Source organism: Veillonella sp. T34266-5 (genome assembly GCF_002959815.1).
In the GTDB taxonomy this organism is placed as follows: domain Bacteria; phylum Bacillota; class Negativicutes; order Veillonellales; family Veillonellaceae; genus Veillonella; species Veillonella atypica.
Genome location: NZ_PPCZ01000020.1, coordinates 1 through 16,671 on the forward strand (window position 1 = coordinate 1; position 16,671 = coordinate 16,671).

15 protein-coding genes, 3 tRNA genes and 1 rRNA gene are annotated in these 16,671 nt (G+C 39.8%); 3 read left to right on the top strand and 16 right to left on the bottom strand.

Going from position 1 to position 16,671, the window contains the following annotated elements; genetic code table 11:
• The 15 genes from VIHSUH07_RS07210 to VIHSUH07_RS07280 form a co-directional block, all read right to left on the bottom strand.
• A 16S ribosomal RNA gene (locus VIHSUH07_RS07210) occupies nt 1-1,030 on the bottom strand; the annotation flags it as partial.
• Nucleotides 1,031-1,375: 345 nt separating this feature from the next.
• A tRNA-Lys gene (locus VIHSUH07_RS07215) sits at nt 1,376-1,451 on the bottom strand.
• Between the two features lie 4 nt (nt 1,452-1,455).
• Nucleotides 1,456-1,530: transfer RNA gene (locus VIHSUH07_RS07220), tRNA-Gln, on the bottom strand.
• A 24-nt stretch (nt 1,531-1,554) separates the two neighbouring features.
• Nucleotides 1,555-1,630 (bottom strand) — tRNA-His (locus VIHSUH07_RS07225).
• 219 nt (nt 1,631-1,849) lie between these two features.
• Nucleotides 1,850-2,689: a polyamine aminopropyltransferase gene (gene speE, locus VIHSUH07_RS07230; RefSeq protein ID WP_105084441.1), complete on the bottom strand. Its 840-nt coding sequence runs from the start codon at nt 2,687-2,689 to the stop codon at nt 1,850-1,852.
• Between the two features lie 58 nt (nt 2,690-2,747).
• On the bottom strand, nt 2,748-3,374 hold the full coding sequence (locus tag VIHSUH07_RS07235; protein ID WP_105084442.1) for a hypothetical protein: 627 nt from the start codon (nt 3,372-3,374) through the stop codon (nt 2,748-2,750).
• Between the two features lie 4 nt (nt 3,375-3,378).
• Nucleotides 3,379-3,813 carry a peptidylprolyl isomerase gene (locus VIHSUH07_RS07240; RefSeq protein ID WP_005378394.1) on the bottom strand — a complete coding sequence of 145 codons (435 nt, stop codon included), beginning with the start codon at nt 3,811-3,813 and terminating at the stop codon, nt 3,379-3,381.
• Nucleotides 3,810-4,517, bottom strand: coding sequence for a tRNA threonylcarbamoyladenosine dehydratase (locus VIHSUH07_RS07245; RefSeq protein ID WP_105084443.1), 708 nt, complete (start codon nt 4,515-4,517; stop codon nt 3,810-3,812). The genes VIHSUH07_RS07240 and VIHSUH07_RS07245 overlap by 4 nt, the downstream gene beginning before the upstream one ends.
• The gene (locus VIHSUH07_RS07250) at nt 4,517-4,891 is read right to left on the bottom strand and encodes a VOC family protein (protein ID WP_005380323.1); all 375 of its coding nucleotides are present in this window, start codon (nt 4,889-4,891) and stop codon (nt 4,517-4,519) included. Before VIHSUH07_RS07250 ends, VIHSUH07_RS07245 begins: the two co-directional genes overlap by 1 nt.
• A 79-nt stretch (nt 4,892-4,970) precedes the next feature.
• The gene (locus VIHSUH07_RS07255) at nt 4,971-8,054 is read right to left on the bottom strand and encodes an AAA family ATPase (protein ID WP_105084444.1); all 3,084 of its coding nucleotides are present in this window, start codon (nt 8,052-8,054) and stop codon (nt 4,971-4,973) included.
• Nucleotides 8,055-9,290: an exonuclease SbcCD subunit D gene (locus VIHSUH07_RS07260; protein ID WP_105084445.1), complete on the bottom strand. Its 1,236-nt coding sequence runs from the start codon at nt 9,288-9,290 to the stop codon at nt 8,055-8,057. It abuts the gene before it with no gap.
• A gap of 82 nt (nt 9,291-9,372) precedes the next feature.
• Nucleotides 9,373-10,209, bottom strand: a complete 837-nt coding sequence (locus tag VIHSUH07_RS07265; protein ID WP_105084446.1) for a deoxyribonuclease IV — start codon at nt 10,207-10,209, stop codon at nt 9,373-9,375.
• 65 nt (nt 10,210-10,274) lie between these two features.
• Complete coding sequence (locus VIHSUH07_RS07270; RefSeq protein WP_105084447.1) at nt 10,275-10,694, bottom strand: Fur family transcriptional regulator; 420 nt, start codon at nt 10,692-10,694, stop codon at nt 10,275-10,277.
• A gap of 184 nt (nt 10,695-10,878) precedes the next feature.
• Nucleotides 10,879-12,450 carry a DEAD/DEAH box helicase gene (locus VIHSUH07_RS07275; RefSeq protein WP_105084448.1) on the bottom strand — a complete coding sequence of 524 codons (1,572 nt, stop codon included), beginning with the start codon at nt 12,448-12,450 and terminating at the stop codon, nt 10,879-10,881.
• A gap of 97 nt (nt 12,451-12,547) precedes the next feature.
• Nucleotides 12,548-12,976: a phosphatase gene (locus VIHSUH07_RS07280; protein ID WP_105084449.1), complete on the bottom strand. Its 429-nt coding sequence runs from the start codon at nt 12,974-12,976 to the stop codon at nt 12,548-12,550.
• Nucleotides 12,977-13,300: 324 nt separating this feature from the next.
• On the opposite strand from VIHSUH07_RS07280, the gene VIHSUH07_RS09795 reads away from it, so the two are divergent.
• Nucleotides 13,301-13,876 (top strand): hypothetical protein, encoded by a 576-nt coding sequence (locus VIHSUH07_RS09795; RefSeq protein ID WP_105084450.1) that lies wholly within the window; start codon nt 13,301-13,303, stop codon nt 13,874-13,876.
• 83 nt (nt 13,877-13,959) lie between these two features.
• Here the strand turns inward: VIHSUH07_RS09795 and VIHSUH07_RS07290 are convergent, their stop codons facing one another.
• Complete coding sequence (locus VIHSUH07_RS07290) at nt 13,960-15,027, bottom strand: hypothetical protein (protein WP_105084451.1); 1,068 nt, start codon at nt 15,025-15,027, stop codon at nt 13,960-13,962.
• Nucleotides 15,028-15,119: 92 nt separating this feature from the next.
• Between VIHSUH07_RS07290 and VIHSUH07_RS09755 the strand changes: the two genes are divergently transcribed.
• Entirely contained in the window at nt 15,120-15,446 is a 327-nt protein-coding gene (locus VIHSUH07_RS09755) for a hypothetical protein (protein ID WP_233187835.1), read from the top strand.
• The coding region (istA, locus tag VIHSUH07_RS07300) for an IS21 family transposase (RefSeq protein ID WP_105084452.1) at nt 15,407-16,671 on the top strand (1,265 nt) is incomplete at its 3' end. The genes VIHSUH07_RS09755 and istA, both read left to right, overlap by 40 nt.

The following is a 16,671-nucleotide window of genomic DNA, read 5'->3' on the forward strand; positions in this document are numbered from 1 at the left end:
GTTCTGTCCATCAATGTCAAGACCTGGTAAGGTTCTTCGCGTTGCGTCGAATTAAACCACATACTCCACCGCTTGTGCGGGCCCCCGTCAATTCCTTTGAGTTTCAACCTTGCGGTCGTACTCCCCAGGCGGGGTACTTATTGCGTTAACTCCGGCACAGAAGGGGTCGATACCTCCTACACCTAGTACCCATCGTTTACGGCCAGGACTACCGGGGTATCTAATCCCGTTCGCTCCCCTGGCTTTCGCGCCTCAGCGTCAGTTTTCGTCCAGAAAGTCGCCTTCGCCACTGGTGTTCTTCCTAATATCTACGCATTTCACCGCTACACTAGGAATTCCACTTTCCTCTCCGATACTCTAGATTGGCAGTTTCCATCCCATCACGGGGTTAAGCCCCGAACTTTTAAGACAGACTGACCAATCCGCCTGCGCGCGCTTTACGCCCAATAATTCCGGACAACGCTTGCCACCTACGTATTACCGCGGCTGCTGGCACGTAGTTAGCCGTGGCTTTCTATTCCGGTACCGTCAAATCCTCGCACTATTCGCACAAGAACCATTCGTCCCGATTAACAGAGCTTTACAACCCGAAGGCCGTCATCACTCACGCGGCGTTGCTCCGTCAGACTTTCGTCCATTGCGGAAGATTCCCCACTGCTGCCTCCCGTAGGAGTCTGGGCCGTGTCTCAGTCCCAATGTGGCCGTTCATCCTCTCAGACCGGCTACTGATCATCGCCTTGGTGGGCCGTTACCCCTCCAACTAGCTAATCAGACGCAATCCCCTCCTCCAGTGATAGCTTATAAATAGAGGCCACCTTTCATCCAGTCCCGATGCCGGGATTGGATCGTATGCGGTATTAGCAGTCGTTTCCAACTGTTGTCCCCCTCTGAAGGGCAGGTTGATTACGCGTTACTCACCCGTTCGCCACTAAGATTGATAGAAGCAAGCTTCCATCGCTCTTCGTTCGACTTGCATGTGTTAAGCACGCCGCCAGCGTTCGTCCTGAGCCAGGATCAAACTCTCCAAGATATCTTGAAGCTATTTGAATAGCTCATTATGTGTTGTCGTTACATTTAAGTAACTTTGAATTATGGTTGGTTTTGACTATGTCAAAACCCGCACTCTGGCATATGTTCAATCATATGATTGATTACCTATCATTGTTCAGTTTTCAAAGATCTGTACATTAGAACTTTTAGTGTTCCAACGACTTTTTAAAGTATATCAGTCATCTTATAAAACGTCAACCACTTTTTTAAGAAGTTTTGCTTTATTTTTTGACTAACTGTGTTTCCACAATATACTTACCATCACAACCAAATTCTCTAAAATTAGAGATAGAAAACTCACAAACTTGCGTTTGTGAGTTTTATTTGGTGGCTCATCCGCGACTCGAACGCGGGACACCCTGATTAAAAGTCAGGTGCTCTACCAACTGAGCTAATGAACCATGTTGGCAGGGGTGGCTGGGATCGAACCAGCGCATAACGGAGTCAAAGTCCGTTGCCTTACCACTTGGCGACACCCCTACAATGATTACGATGTGTAGGTTATGGGGTGAGTAGTGGGGATCGAACCCACGCGTAACGGAGCCACAATCCGCCGTGTTAACCGCTTCACCATACCCACCACCTTGTAGGTATCGAAGACACTGTCTTCGTAACAAAGAGAATTATATCTGTTTTAGAAGTTTGTGTCAACAACTTTTTCTAATTTCATTTAACTTTCAGTTTTGAAACTAGTACGCTGTATACTTCTAATATAAAACCCTTTCACATCCTAATAAAAAGGAAGTACCACCGTTAAAATATTTCTTAACGAATGGTGCTTCCCTATTATACATATAAATTATTTATTTGGCAAATAGTTTTTTACAAAATTTGGTAAAGCAAACGCAGCCTTTTGAATATCCTTGTTATAGTACTTAGTTTCAAAGTTTTGTGTGCGATTTGGTTCCCACGTTAATGGATCATATTTTTTGGATCCAATCGTAAAGCAATGCATACCCGCAGGATAGATTGGAATGTATGCGGTGTACAAACGAGCGATTGGAAAATGATTATTTACATAACCAAACACCTTCTCAACGAGTGGTTGATGAAGCATAGGCGATTCGGTTTGTTGCACAAATAGACCATCTGCTTTTAGAGCTTTCAACGTATTCTTATAAAACTCTTCCGTAAATAATCCTTCGCCAGGGCCAATTGGATCAGAGCAATCAACAATAATAACGTCATAGTAATCTTCGGCCTCGGCCATAAATCCAATACCGTCACCAATCTTTACTGTTAACTTAGGATTGTTTTCAATCATAGCCTTAGAAATAGTAGGTAAGTATTGTTTTGCTAATTCTACAACCTTACCATCAATCTCAACCATGGTAACTTCTTTAACGCAATCATGGCGTACGCATTCTCTAGCTACACCGCCATCACCGCCACCGATAATGAGTACCCGTTCTGGATTTGGATGCAAAAACAATGGTACATGAGCAATCATTTCATGGTAGATAAACTCCTCCCGTTCAGATGTTTGGAATACACCATCTAATGCAAGCATCATGCCATATTCTTTAGATTTAAATACTTCAATTTTTTGAAATTCAGATTCACCAGAATAAAGTACCTCTTCTGCTTCAGCACTGAGACGTAAATGAGGCGTTTGCTCTTCTGTAATCCATTGACTCATAATAACCTCCTATATAGGTAGAGCGATAGCTTTCACCATCGCTCTCATAATACTAATATTATTTCTTAGTTATATAACAGAATCCACCGCCAAGGATGGTATCTTTCAACCAATGAACTAGTGAAAAATCACGGATTTCCCCTTCATCAAAAATACCGCAACGAATATCATCACCATCCATGAACATCTTATAAATAGGCACCCAATGCCATGTATAGAGCGCAGGTTCTTTACCTTTATGGCGATTTAAGAACGCTACAGGAACATCCTGTGATAATGCATCGTGAATAAACTGCGCCGCCGCCTCTACTTCTACGCGGGATGCAGAAAAGGGAGATACATTAAGCATGTGTACCTCATAAGGCAAATTCTTATCATCAAACAAACGTCTAAGGCCGCGTTCCATCCATTGCGTTTTATAAACGCCACCACCAAATCTTGGTTTTACATAGTTCCACACGACATTCATACGTTCTAATGCTAATGTATGATTTGCCGTAGTAGACACATCTAATAGGCCATCTCGAAATTCAGAATAACTCAATACCTGTGTAGCCGATGTAGGGCCACAACCAGACAAACGTTGCCATTCATCATCAAACCATTCTTGATCATAGCCGTGTGATATAGTCCCATTTACATCGATATCAAGCCACTCCGGATGTTTAACAGATACATCATTCATGAGATTAACCTTCGATTACTTCCACTGTTTCCATGATATCGCCTTGATGGATACCATCAACTACATCCATGCCTTCGATTACTTTACCAAACACAGTATGTACACCATCTAAATGAGGTTGTGGTTCGTATACGATAAAGAATTGGCTACCGCCAGTATTAGGACCACGGTGAGCCATAGACAACGCACCGCGTTCATGTTTATGAGGATTGCCAATCAATTCGTCTTTAATTGTGTAACCAGGACCGCCTGTACCATTGCCATTAGGGCAACCACCTTGCGCTACGAATCCAGGAATTACACGATGGAATGTCAATCCATTATAGAAACCTTTATTAATAAGGTCGATAAAGTTTTGTACTGTGCCAGGTGCTTCTTTATCAAATAATTCAATTACAATGTCTCCACCTTTTGCCATATGGATTTTTGCTTGTTTCATTGTTCAGGTACCTCCAAAATTGTACGCAACACATGTGCTGCTAATATAAAACCTGCCACTGGTGGCACAAAACTGCATGTTCCCGGGCTCGTTGCTTCGCCGCGGAACTGTGGTTTTGTCGGTTTTTCTGTAGAAAATAAAACTAATTGTTTTTTTATACCCCGTTTCTTGAGTTCCCGGCGCATAACGCGTGCCAACGGGCATGTATGAGACTTATTGATATCTGCAATCATAAGTTTCTCTGGGTAAAAGCGATTACCGCCGCCCATACAGGAAATAACAGGGATGCTTTCACGTTGGCAAACCTCGATAATATTGAGTTTTGCCGTTACCATATCAATGGCATCGATCACATAATCAACGTTCAAGCTTTGAATAAATCCAGGATATTTCTCCTCAGTATACATAATATCGTGAGTTTCTATCACTACATCAGGATTAATGGAAAGAGCTCGCGCCTTTGCGACCTCAACCTTACGTTCTCCAATGGTATCGTGTGTCGTAATCATTTGACGATTTAAATTGCTAGGTGCAATGGAATCACCATCAATAATAACGATGCGCCCTACACCAGCACGTACTAGAGCCTCGAGGGCACCACCGCCGACACCACCAACACCAAAGAGCGCAATAGATGTATCCTTTAATGTTTGGATTTTATCAGGTCCAACCAACCACTCCAAACGAGTTAACATATATTCCATTAATATTTACCCGCCGGAATGATTTCTGTCCAATATCCATCAGGATCAGCGATAAAATAAATACCCATGTCGGCATTTTCATAGGCTACAACACCCATCTCTTTATGTTTTTTTAGAGCTGCTTCGTAGTCATCTACATAAAATGCCAAGTGGAATTCATTATCCCCTAAATTATAAGGGCGATCCCAATCGCGCAACCATGTAAGTTCTAATTCATGCGCCGTATATGGACTTTTTAAATATACAAGGGTAAAAGCACCGCTTGGGTCTTCCAAGCGACGAGCCTCTTCAAGCAGTAAGGCCTCTTTATAGAAGGCTAAACTCTTATCAAGATCCTTAACATTTATATTATTATGAGCAAATGAAAACTTCATAGGACCTCCTTATGTAAATACAGTATATTTTTGTAGGAATTATCCTCTTTTAATAGTATCACATTTTGCAAATTTATAGCTAGTTAATAACAAATTTTGCCGTACTACCTTCATCACCACGTGTGACTTCTAAATGGGCAGGTATCCGCGTCTTTAACTCAGGTACATGGGAGATCATACCGATAAGACGCCCCGATGATTGTAGTTGTACCAATGTTTCCATAGCGAGCTCCAATGTATCAGGGTCAAGTGTACCAAACCCTTCATCAATGAACATCGTATCCATATGAATACCACCGGCATAACTTTGAATCACGTCGGCAAGACCTAAGGCAAGTGCCATAGAGGCCAAGAATGTTTCTCCCCCTGACAAGGTATTCGCAGGTCTAGATTGTCCTGTGAAAGCGTCCATTACGGCCAAATCGAGGCCTTGCTTACCACGGCCACCACCGGTATAGTCTGAACGCTCCAAAGAGTAACGGCTACGACTCATCTTTTGAAGACGTAAATTAGCTGCATACACAACCTCATCTAAAATGGCCCCCAATACATAGCGCTCAAAGGTGACATTTTTAAAACCTTGTTCACCCCCATTAGCGAGATCATTCAATCGACTTAAGAAGGCTACCTTCTCTCGGGCCTCACCCATAGCCGATTCAATTTCCTCTAGTGAAGCAAGTGTAGTTTCTATATGCTGTGTTTCTTTATCCCAAGCCGCTAAATGGCCCACCAATGTATCACGACGTTCTACCGCTGCATCATATACTTCATCCGAAACAGTATCGCTAGGTTTAACCACAGTCTCCGTAGTCTTTAGTGCCGCATCATATACAGCTTGTGCTGTACTAAAGGCCTCTTCCAAGTCATATAACTTAGATTTAAAATCCTCTAATGCATTAAAATCACTCAATGCTTCTACAAAATCAATTTCACTTAACGATATAGATTGCAATGACTGTATATATTCCCCATGGAGCGAATCAAGATTCTTTTGTTCTTCTTTTACTTGAGAAGATAAGATTTCTAGTCGACCTCGTTTAGCACTTAGCTGCCCTCGAGCCTCCTCTAATTGTTTTGTAGTCACTGTTAACTGCGCATCATACTCTTTAATTTCTGACGCTAAGAATGTCACTTGCTTACGCCACAACTCTATATCTGTAGTAGGCAACGACTCTGATAAGGAATCTATTTTAGCTTGTACAGAACTGATACTAATCTCTAGTTCATGCAATGCTTTAAGCAATTCATTATGCGCAAGTTCTGATTTAGCCAACGTATCCTTAGCGGTGCTTAACCTACGCTCCGCATCAGAAATAATCTTGCCTAGCTGTTCAGATTCACCACGTAACGTTTTGAATCGTTCCATTTGAGATAACAGAACTTGTTGAATCGATACAAAGTTTTCCTTAGAAAAACCATCTATAGAGGACTGAAGAATCGAAACTTGTGCGTCCATATGGTTGGATAATTCATGCATCCGCCCCACTAACGCATCCCTTTGACCAACTTCATTCGCTTGTTGTTGTAACGCTTTATCACGAATACCTCGAGCAGCTTCAACCTCATCCTTAGTAGGATATAATTCTGGCTTAGTTGCTAAATGAGGATGTTCTGTAGATCCACATACTGGGCAAGGCTCATCTTCTTTCACGAAAGGAACCAGTTCATACGCGCGCCCTTCTTGCATTAAATGCTCTAGCCGTTCTAGATGCACCTTTGCCTCTTTCACTGTTTTATCAAGAGTTGATAGGGTCTTATCTTTAGCGTCGACCTCTTTTTGGACCTGACTAATCTCGTCTACCAACTCGGAATATCTTTGCAAATGATTGAGCTGTTCTTGAATAACAGGAACCTTCTCTAGTAATGTACTATTCTCTTGTAGCTGCTTACGTAAATTCTCAACATCTACCTCTATCTGTTTGATAAGCTGACGTTGCATTTCTAGGTCAGATTCACTTTTTTTACTATCCAATTGCTCTACATCACTACGTAGCGTAGACAGCTTCTTTTTCAACAACCCTAACTCATCAAATGTTTCGGACTGTTGTTGGAGTTGAGCCAAGGTAGTCCTCTTGGCTTGTATCGTTTCAGCTTGGGATTCTAAGGCTTCATGAGCCTCTATACAGTTAGACTCATGTTGAGTAGCAGTGTCCACACTTTTTTCTGCATCGCTAAGAGCCCGTTCTAACGTTGTTAAACTAGACTGTTTATCAATGTATTGTTTATACAATACATGAACTGGAGATAAGGAATTGAGGAATTGAACCTTTTCACACAATTGTGTACGCTCAGGTTCTTTAGCTTTCACAATGTCTAATTTAGACGTAGCCTCAATTAGAGATTTTTGTGCCTGATTATATAAGACCCACTCATTACGCAAATTATTGAATCGGTCCACTACATTAACAGCTTCATCACGGTCCACTACCAGTGCATTGCGATGAGGTTCTCGATTTTCCAATAGCTCTCGCACATGCTCAATGGTCAATACCGGTGTATCTTCATCATGAGGAACAGACTGTATCAATGCGGTTTGTTTCATCAGATTTTCTTCAATACCAGCTTTTGCTTCATCATAAGCTGATTTAAGAGCCTCTTGCAGTTTTCGATATAGTTCTGTTCTAAAGAGGGTATGTAGTAATTCCTCCCGTTCATTTGTGGAGGCTACAAGTAATTTCCTGAATTCCCCTTGCGGTAATAGAACCACTTGCAAAAATTGATCTTTACGAAACCCTATAATGCGTTGAATTGTATCGCGAATAGCGGCTGCAGAGGTAGCAATGACCTTCCATTCACCATCTTTCATTTCGTATACGGTAGCGCTAGCATTCTGCTCGCGCATACCGGTACCACGTTTTTTCGCTACCATTTGTTTAGGTAGTCTTTCAACACGATACTGAGCATCTCCGATGGCAAAGGAAAAGTCCACGCGTGTCATCCGATCAGGTTCCGCAAAATCGCTGCGAATAGCATCGGTTTTACGCACTTCTCCACTAGGCTCTCCATACAAGGCATACACCATAGCGTCTAAAATGGATGTTTTCCCTGCCCCTGTAGGACCGGAGATGAGGAACATAGAATGATTTTCTAATTGACTAAAGTCCAATGTAACCGAATCACGATATGGACCAAAGGCTTCTATTGTTAGTGATATAGGCTTCATTTAGTCCTCCTTGATAATTCGGTCCCACACAGAGTCGATATAAGACTGTTCGGCCTCTGTTAACGGTTCTTTCCACACAGTTTCTGCAAACTGATTAAATAATTGACGTTCATTTAATTCTTTGAACACGACGTCGCCCATGTCCGCCACCGGTGTTGCTATGCGACCGGCCAATTCAATGGTCATACATCGATGATAAACCTGACGCAACTTAGCCATGCCATCCATGATAGGCATCGTATCAAGTAGACGTGCCTGTACGTAATCATCTTTATGCTTTGTTTGGAGGGATTTATTATTTAAAAGGTCCTCAAAATGACCTTCCAATATAACTACATCGCGCTTGGCCTCTACAGGAATTGTACTAATATCGACGTTACCCTTTGTATCCAAATCAATAATGGTGAAAGATTTCTTTTGCCCCTGTTCATCAAAGGAATACTTCAATGGCGATCCGCTATAGCGAATATGATCTGCCCCCATCCGTTGCGGTCCATGTAAATGGCCAAGGGCGGTATAGTGAAAGTTTTTAAAAACGTGAGGGCTTACCTGTTCACTACCACCGACAGACAAGGTTCGTTCAGAACCACCTACTTCGCCCCCCATCACAAAGGCGTGACTAATGGCAATGCTAGGCATCCCTTTTGACACTTGTTTATATAGACAATCACTCCAAGCCTGATACATTTGATCATAATTATGTAAGTTAAATATGGGCTCCGACTCTTGTTCATCAGATTCTACATAGGAAAATAGTGAATCTTCAACCTCAGTATCAACTGATTTCGATTCACTAGCGCTCAACCCCAGCGCATCACCTATGCGACGCGGTTCACTAAACGGCATAGGACAAATGGCCACCTTACCATCAGAGCTTTCAAACTCAAAGGGCTGTAACGCATGATGAGGGGAACCCCAAATATGAATACCGGACCGGCTTAACATAGACCGTCCCACTTCAAGGCGCTCCGCTCCGTCATGATTACCACTCACTACAAATAGAGGTACCTTATAATCCATGGCGAGACGCGTTATAATGGAATCCCACAATTCGATGGCTTCAACAGGAGGCACCGCTCTATCAAATACATCCCCCGCAAGCAAGATACCATCGATTTTTTCCTCTTTCAAAATAGTAAAGAACTGATGCTCCAACACATGAGCTTGGTCATCTGTTAAATACTGACCATAAAAAATACGCCCCAAATGCCAATCAGCAGTATGTAAAAAACGCATTTCATCCCCCTTTCCAGTTCTCCCTATACCTTATATATTTAGTTTATACCAATTATTATATAACTCAATTTATTTTGCTTGATTATTGATTATCTACGATAGAGCGCAACATAGCAATTTCTTTTGCATAGCCATCTAATTCATTTGGCGTTTCCAAATAGAATGGCAAGCTCGTCAGTTTAGGATGTGTCACAATACGAGCAATTGCATCGATACCAATATGACCTTCCCCAATTTTTTCATGACGATCTTTATGTGCCCCCATAGGATTTTTTGAATCATTCAAGTGAATAGCTTTCAAACGGTCAAGACCAACAATACGATCGAACTCGTCGATGACACCATCTAAATTATTAACGATGTCATAACCACCTTCGTGAATATGGCAAGTATCTACACAAACACCCATATACTCTTTTAATTTTACACCGTCAATAATACGAGCAATTTCTTCAAAACGAGAGCCAATTTCCGTACCCTTACCAGCCATAACCTCTAAAAGAACCGTGGTTTTCATGCCTGGGAATAAGATTTCATTCAAGCACTCCACGATGTATTCGATGCCTTGGTCAACACCTTGCTTTACATGACTGCCGGGATGAAAGTTATACATCTGGCCTGGTAAATATTCCATGCGTTCTAAGTCTTCTGTCATGGCTTGTTTTGCAAAAGCGCGTAAATCTTCCTTTGCTGCACATGGATTATACGTATACGGTGCATGGGCTAACAAGGTACCAAAGTTATGTTCTTTCATATACGCACTAAGACTATTCATATCGTCTACATCGAGAGCACGTATGCTACCACCGCGCGGATTGCGCGTAAAGTATTGGAATGTATTGCCCCCAATTTTGGTAGCTTCCTTTCCCATATGTAAATACCCTTTTGATATTGATAAATGTGAACCTATAATAAACATTAAATTTCCTTTCCACTCTATTTTTACTCAAAAACCCCCTGCATCTTATACGCAGGGGGCGTCTGTTAGTGACTTTCTTTTTTTGCACATTCTGGGCATATGCCTTCGAATGTAATTTGTTGTCCTGTAATTTGATAAGCACTAGCTTTTCCAGCAATATCAGCAATAGCATGTAGATCGACATTCATCATATCTTCTACCTTGTTACAACGAACACAGCGAATATGAGCATGAGCTGTTGTATCCCAATCATAATGTGCGCGTTCATCGCCCACTTCCAATACCTTAACAAGGCCAATTTTTTCAAAAATCTCCATTGTTTTGTATACAGTTGCTAAACTCATGCTTGGATGTGTAGGACGCAAGCTATGATAAATCATCTCTGCTGTTGGGTGATTGTGATGACCACGCAAAGCATCATAAATTGCAATTCGTTGAGGGGTTACCTTAAACCCTTCGCTTCGCAAAATTTGTGCGATATCCATAATAATCTACCTTTCTCCACTTGGAAACATATCGGTACTCTATCGTCCATTTTCAAACAATAATTATTATTTATTGTACCATTCCAGTAGATTTTAAGCAATAAAAAACGTGGATTTATACAATCCACGTTTCTCATAACTCATATTTACTATTAATCTGTACTAAACCAAATTCACACTATAATTAGTCTTTAAAATATGGTTTAAAACCTTCGCTTTGATGACGAGGTTTACGATCGGCTCTAGGACGGTCGCTACGACGATCATCACGGCGACGGCTATCACGGCGGTCACCTTTGCGATCATCACGACTGCGACGCGGACGGTCATCACGACGACGATCACCATCGCGGCGGCGTTCCCCATCTCTACGACGGTCACCATCACGGCGACGACGATCACCACGACCACCTTCACGGCGACGACGTACGCGTAAAGGTTTTTCTTCTGTAATATTTACAGGTGTTGTATCTGGTTCTTTCGTAAGCAACTTGAGTGCTGCCGCAATCAATGTAACGGAATCAGTATCATTCAACAACTCTTCCGCATTCACCTTAAATGGCGCCAACTCTTCTGTATTGCCAGCCATTTCAATTAAACTTTCAACAGCAAGACGTTGTTGACCTTCCAAAACTTCGCCCAAAGATGGAGCACGACGTTTCGCAATTTTACGTTTTGTTAAACGTTCAATAGCATGAAGGTGTTCAATTTCACGAGGGATAACAAATGTATATGCTTCGCCTGCCTTACCTGCACGGCCTGTACGACCTACACGGTGCGTATAGCTTTCAGGATCTTGAGGCAAATCATAGTTATATACATGAGATACGCCGGAAATATCAAGGCCACGAGCAGCCACATCAGTAGCTACAAGGATATCAATTGTACCTTCTCGGAATTGACGAATTACACTATCACGTTTTTGTTGTGATAAATCACCATGGATACCTTCCGCCATATAGCCACGTTTTTTAAGAGCTTCTGTTACTTCATCAACACGACGTTTCGTACGTGTAAAGATGATAGCCAACTCTGGCGCTTGTAAGTCGAACAAACGGCACAACACGTCAAATTTTTGACGGTCTTGTACTTCGATATAGTATTGTTCGATAAGATCCATCGTTACTTGCGTAGGTTTCATACGAATCAACGTTGGCTCTGTAAGGTATGTTTCTGCTAACTCGCGAATCGCCTTAGGCATTGTTGCAGAGAATAGCAATGTTTGGTGATCTTCTGGGATAGCCCCTAAAATTTTGTTGATGTCATCTACAAAGCCCATGTTTAACATTTCATCAGCTTCGTCAAGAACGACAATCTTAACGTCTTCAAATTTAATAGAACCGCGGTCCATATGGTCCATCAATCGGCCTGGTGTGGCAACGATGATTTGCGGATTCTTTTTCAATGCACGGAATTGACGGTTAATATCTTGGCCACCATAGATAGGTAATGCCGTAATATCCGTATACTGAGCCATTTTATTAAGCTCTTCTGCTACTTGAATAGCTAATTCTCGTGTAGGGGACAAAATCACTACTTGAACGTGACGATTACTGCCGTCTACGCGTTCCAATACAGGTAGGCCAAAGGCCGCTGTCTTACCAGTACCTGTTTGAGCTTGACCAATCATGTCTTTACCGCTCATGGCAACTGGGATAGCTTCCTGTTGAATTGGCGTAGGCTCTTCAAAGCCCATATCGTTTAACGCACGTAGAACAGGTTCGCTAATCATTAATTGTTCAAATTTTTCTAACATCTAAATGTGTTTCCTCCTATCGCGCACGAATTATGCGCGTTAGAATAGTATATCATATTTCGAGAGTGAACGCTATAAGAGTAATTACGAATCTAAACTAAATAGGCTTTCTGCTCCCCCTTAACTGTTCTATTAGAACAATTCCACCTGAAACACACAAGAAAACAATATATGATAAATGAATAGGAGTATACAAGCATTCAACAAGAACAACCCATATAATTAATAATAATTTAGCAATCCATTTTGTTGTTATTCTATTCGCTATCATAAATATAGATAAGTTGATAATTATTTTAATGATTATCGCAGCGATTATAACGATTGACGTAAATTCTTCTCTATAATCTGTCAATTCATATAAAGGATATAATAAATAACTCAAAAGAGCGCTAAGTATTATTAAGAACCAAATATTGAGTCCCTTTAAAAGGTTAGATTTACTATAGTAAAAGACTCCAACTAAAAGAAAGAGTAAGATGCTAAGTAATATTCCTATAACTAATAGATAATCTAAATGAATCATAGTTTATACTCTCCTTTGCTCATTTATATTTTCTATAAACAATTACAAATGATCCCACTCAAAACAACACAATTTCATATAGCTACAATTATAACATACCGTAAACTTTCATATATAATAGGCGATTGTTAAGCACCAAAAAGACACCTCTTTGTTATGGTTTATTGGAGACTTGTATGGTATTAATCAACTATATAAGTAAACATATAATTTAGGTATAATATAATTAAAAGAATGTACTTCAAATTACCACAATAATTAAGCAATGCCTGTTAAGCAATTACGATTTAATGAACTTTCTAAAGTAGTATAAAAGGAATACCAATGAAACCACTTACTCTTAAACGATTTGTATTACTACCGTTGATTATACTATCCCTCATACTAACAACGGGTTGTCATCTTCTCTCCCATTACAGTGAGGATGAGGTACACCAATATATAAATAAGAACTATCCTAATCTGACCTATCACCTAGAGTCACGAAGGGGCAATACATGGCAAGTCACCTTTGACAAATATCCACAAACGCCCATTGAAATATCTGAAGTCTTGCACACCTCGGCACCTGTTGTACCACAAGTTGAGCGAATACTAATAACCAATATTCCATTAATAACCGCACTTCCATTAATGAAAAACCATCTAACAGCAGTGGAGTTATCCTATGCTACATACGACACGGCTTCTTTGTATATTGAAATGCCTATCCCCTATTCAGCCATAGAAAACCATGATGTAACAAATTTTTACAATCGAATGGATCAATTCTGCAAAGAATATGCTGCAACATATCCAGATTTCAAAGAAAAAATATATATTAGAGTCATCATAAAACCATCTGATGGTTCTGATGCACCGGAAGAATACAGAAGAATCTTCCGTTTATCCCAATATTAATAAAATAGGTGCTCCTAAGGAGCACCTATTTTAATTATGTAACAATGTTATCAATTGATATCTTAGATTTATTATATGTAACATCATTTCATATTGTCATTAATCCTTATAACCCGTCTAAAAAAATCATAGCCTCCATTTATATAATCACCTACTACCATTTCACTATCTTGAAAGTATGGTGAAACAGGAAAATATCCCCACACAACACCTAAGCCGCCACATATATTGCGGCCACCGTCTCCGCCTTTATAGGAAAATCTACCTTCGTCATATACGATTTCTCTGCAATACGGATCATCACCTATAATTAATCCAAAAAAATTCTCCTTTTCTAATGTATACGCTCCATCATTATCCATCCATTCCATATGTTTTAGGTTCATAGAAAAATCTATATTGTTCCCCCAAGGAAAAATGGTCCTACACCCCTTGCCAGCTAAATATTCCCACTCTCTTCGTGTAGGTAAAGAATATCCATAATTTTTTATGTCCTGTAACAATTTCTTAAATGTAGACTCTTCATAAAGTTTGCCACTCCAATTGCTATCGTCTATTTTATATAAACAAACGGTATTATGAACCATTGTTTCAGAAAGCCCAGCTTTTTCGGCGTTTTCTATCATCTGTTGCCATTCTTTATTTTGTCTGAGTTCCTCATCTGAAATAGGCACCCAACAAGTTTCACTATACTCTTTTTGTACCAATAGTGGATGTATTAGAAACTCATCTTCTTGAGTAAAATTATGCATAAAATACGTTTCTATGTTGGATAGTACTTCTTCATCTTCTAGTGTTTCGCTAATCTTAGTTTGAACATCCTCTTCACCAAGAATTTCCTCTTCATATCCCTCGACAAATGGATAGACAAGCTCCGCTAAATTTTCATCATTAAAAATATCCTGCAATGGTTTATTTTTAAAATTAAGCCCTAACGTAACAGTATCTCCAGGTACAAATACAAAGTCTATACCATCATTAGAGCGATATACTGCCGTATATGCGGATTTTTTAAATGCCTTAAACTCTTTAAAGCATATTAATTCTAAATTATATATTGCTGCCAACGTATTTAATAATGCCTTTTTATCGGAAATAGATAACAAATCATATTGAGGATTGTATAATTTATCGATTGAAATATGATTCATAGATTAAATACTCCTTAATTTTCATCTGATACACATATGCTACAGTATAATTGTTAGTATATATATTCATTATAATTTAGAGAGAGGAAATTATGAACGGAATTAATTGGACACATCTAGTGACGCTCACATTATCACCTAAAAAAGGTAGTAGTGAACTCAAAACCAATGGTGCCCTTAATGAAGCCTTACCAATGGGTATCATCGCTTATGTTGTAATGGCTATCTTAACGTATCTCATAGCGTGCATCACGATAAGCATCGTAAGTTATTCATTCTTTACCATTGTAAATGATACTCTAAGAATGTACAAAAATGATGATATAAGAATGTACAATTTTAATTGTATCACCGATACTATAGTTGAGGTGATAACAACATGCAATACGTATACGCTATTAACAGTTCATTTACTGTAACATCATTATTAGACTTACCATTATTAAGGGACATTCTGGAGGTTTGCAATTTGAAACCTAATTATAGTTTACTAGGTCGTGAATTAGGCTATGATAGACGCACCATAAAATCTCATTATGAAAATGGAACGCCTGATCCACATCGTCATAAACCATCTATGATTGATAAATTTCATGACGTAATACAGACTTTATTATCTGATGATACACCCCAACAATTTTATTATAAGCGTGTCTTGTGGCAATACTTGGTAGATAACCATGGACTCACAGCTGCTTACTCTACATTTCGCGGTTATATTTTAAAGATACCAGTATTTCAATCCTATTTTGATAGAAAACATACATCGCCTAGCACACAGCATACGATTCGCTTTGAAACCGCACCAGCTGAACAGGCTCAAGTTGATTGGAAAGAGAATATTAAATTCCTATTGCATGATGGCACACACATAACTTTTAATATATTGCTGATGACATTAGGCTATTCTCGATACAAATTAGCAAAGGTCACTTTCGATAGAACTACTGAAACACTACAAGATGCATTGGTAGAATTCTTTGAACAATTACAAGGTGTTCCACATGTACTATTAACAGATAATATGAAAACCGTGATGGTACAACCGAGGCTAGCTGGAACTAAAGGACAGCTTCATACCAAAGCAGAACAATTTTCAAGTGACTTTGGCTTTACATTTAAGCCGTGTATGGCGCGCCGTCCACAAACGAAAGGCAAAGTAGAAAGCCAAATGAAAATTCTAGATGAAATTCATGCGTACCAAGGAAAATTAACAATACAAGAAGTGGAAGAACAGATTCAAAAAATTATTTTACGTAGTAATCTAGCGATTTCTCAAGCTACAAGACAAATACCGTCTGCACTGCTTGAAAAAGAAAAGGAATCTCTTACCCCACTTCCAACAAAAGTGATAAGAGATTCCTACCGCATAGATCACCCAAAAGCTAAGGTTTCAGCAAGTAATCTCATTAGCTTTCGTGGTAGCCACTATTCTGTACCACCAGGATATGTGGCCAAATCTATGACCTTAAAGACCATAGATAAGATGCTATACATATATGATAGCACAGAATTGATTGCACAGCACCCATTAAGTGGTAAGAAGGTTAACTATTTGCCTTCTCATTATGAGGCACAATTGCAGAAAACAATTCCTTATCTAAGTTCTGAAGATGTGAAAGCTAAAGCAAAATCTAATTTGGA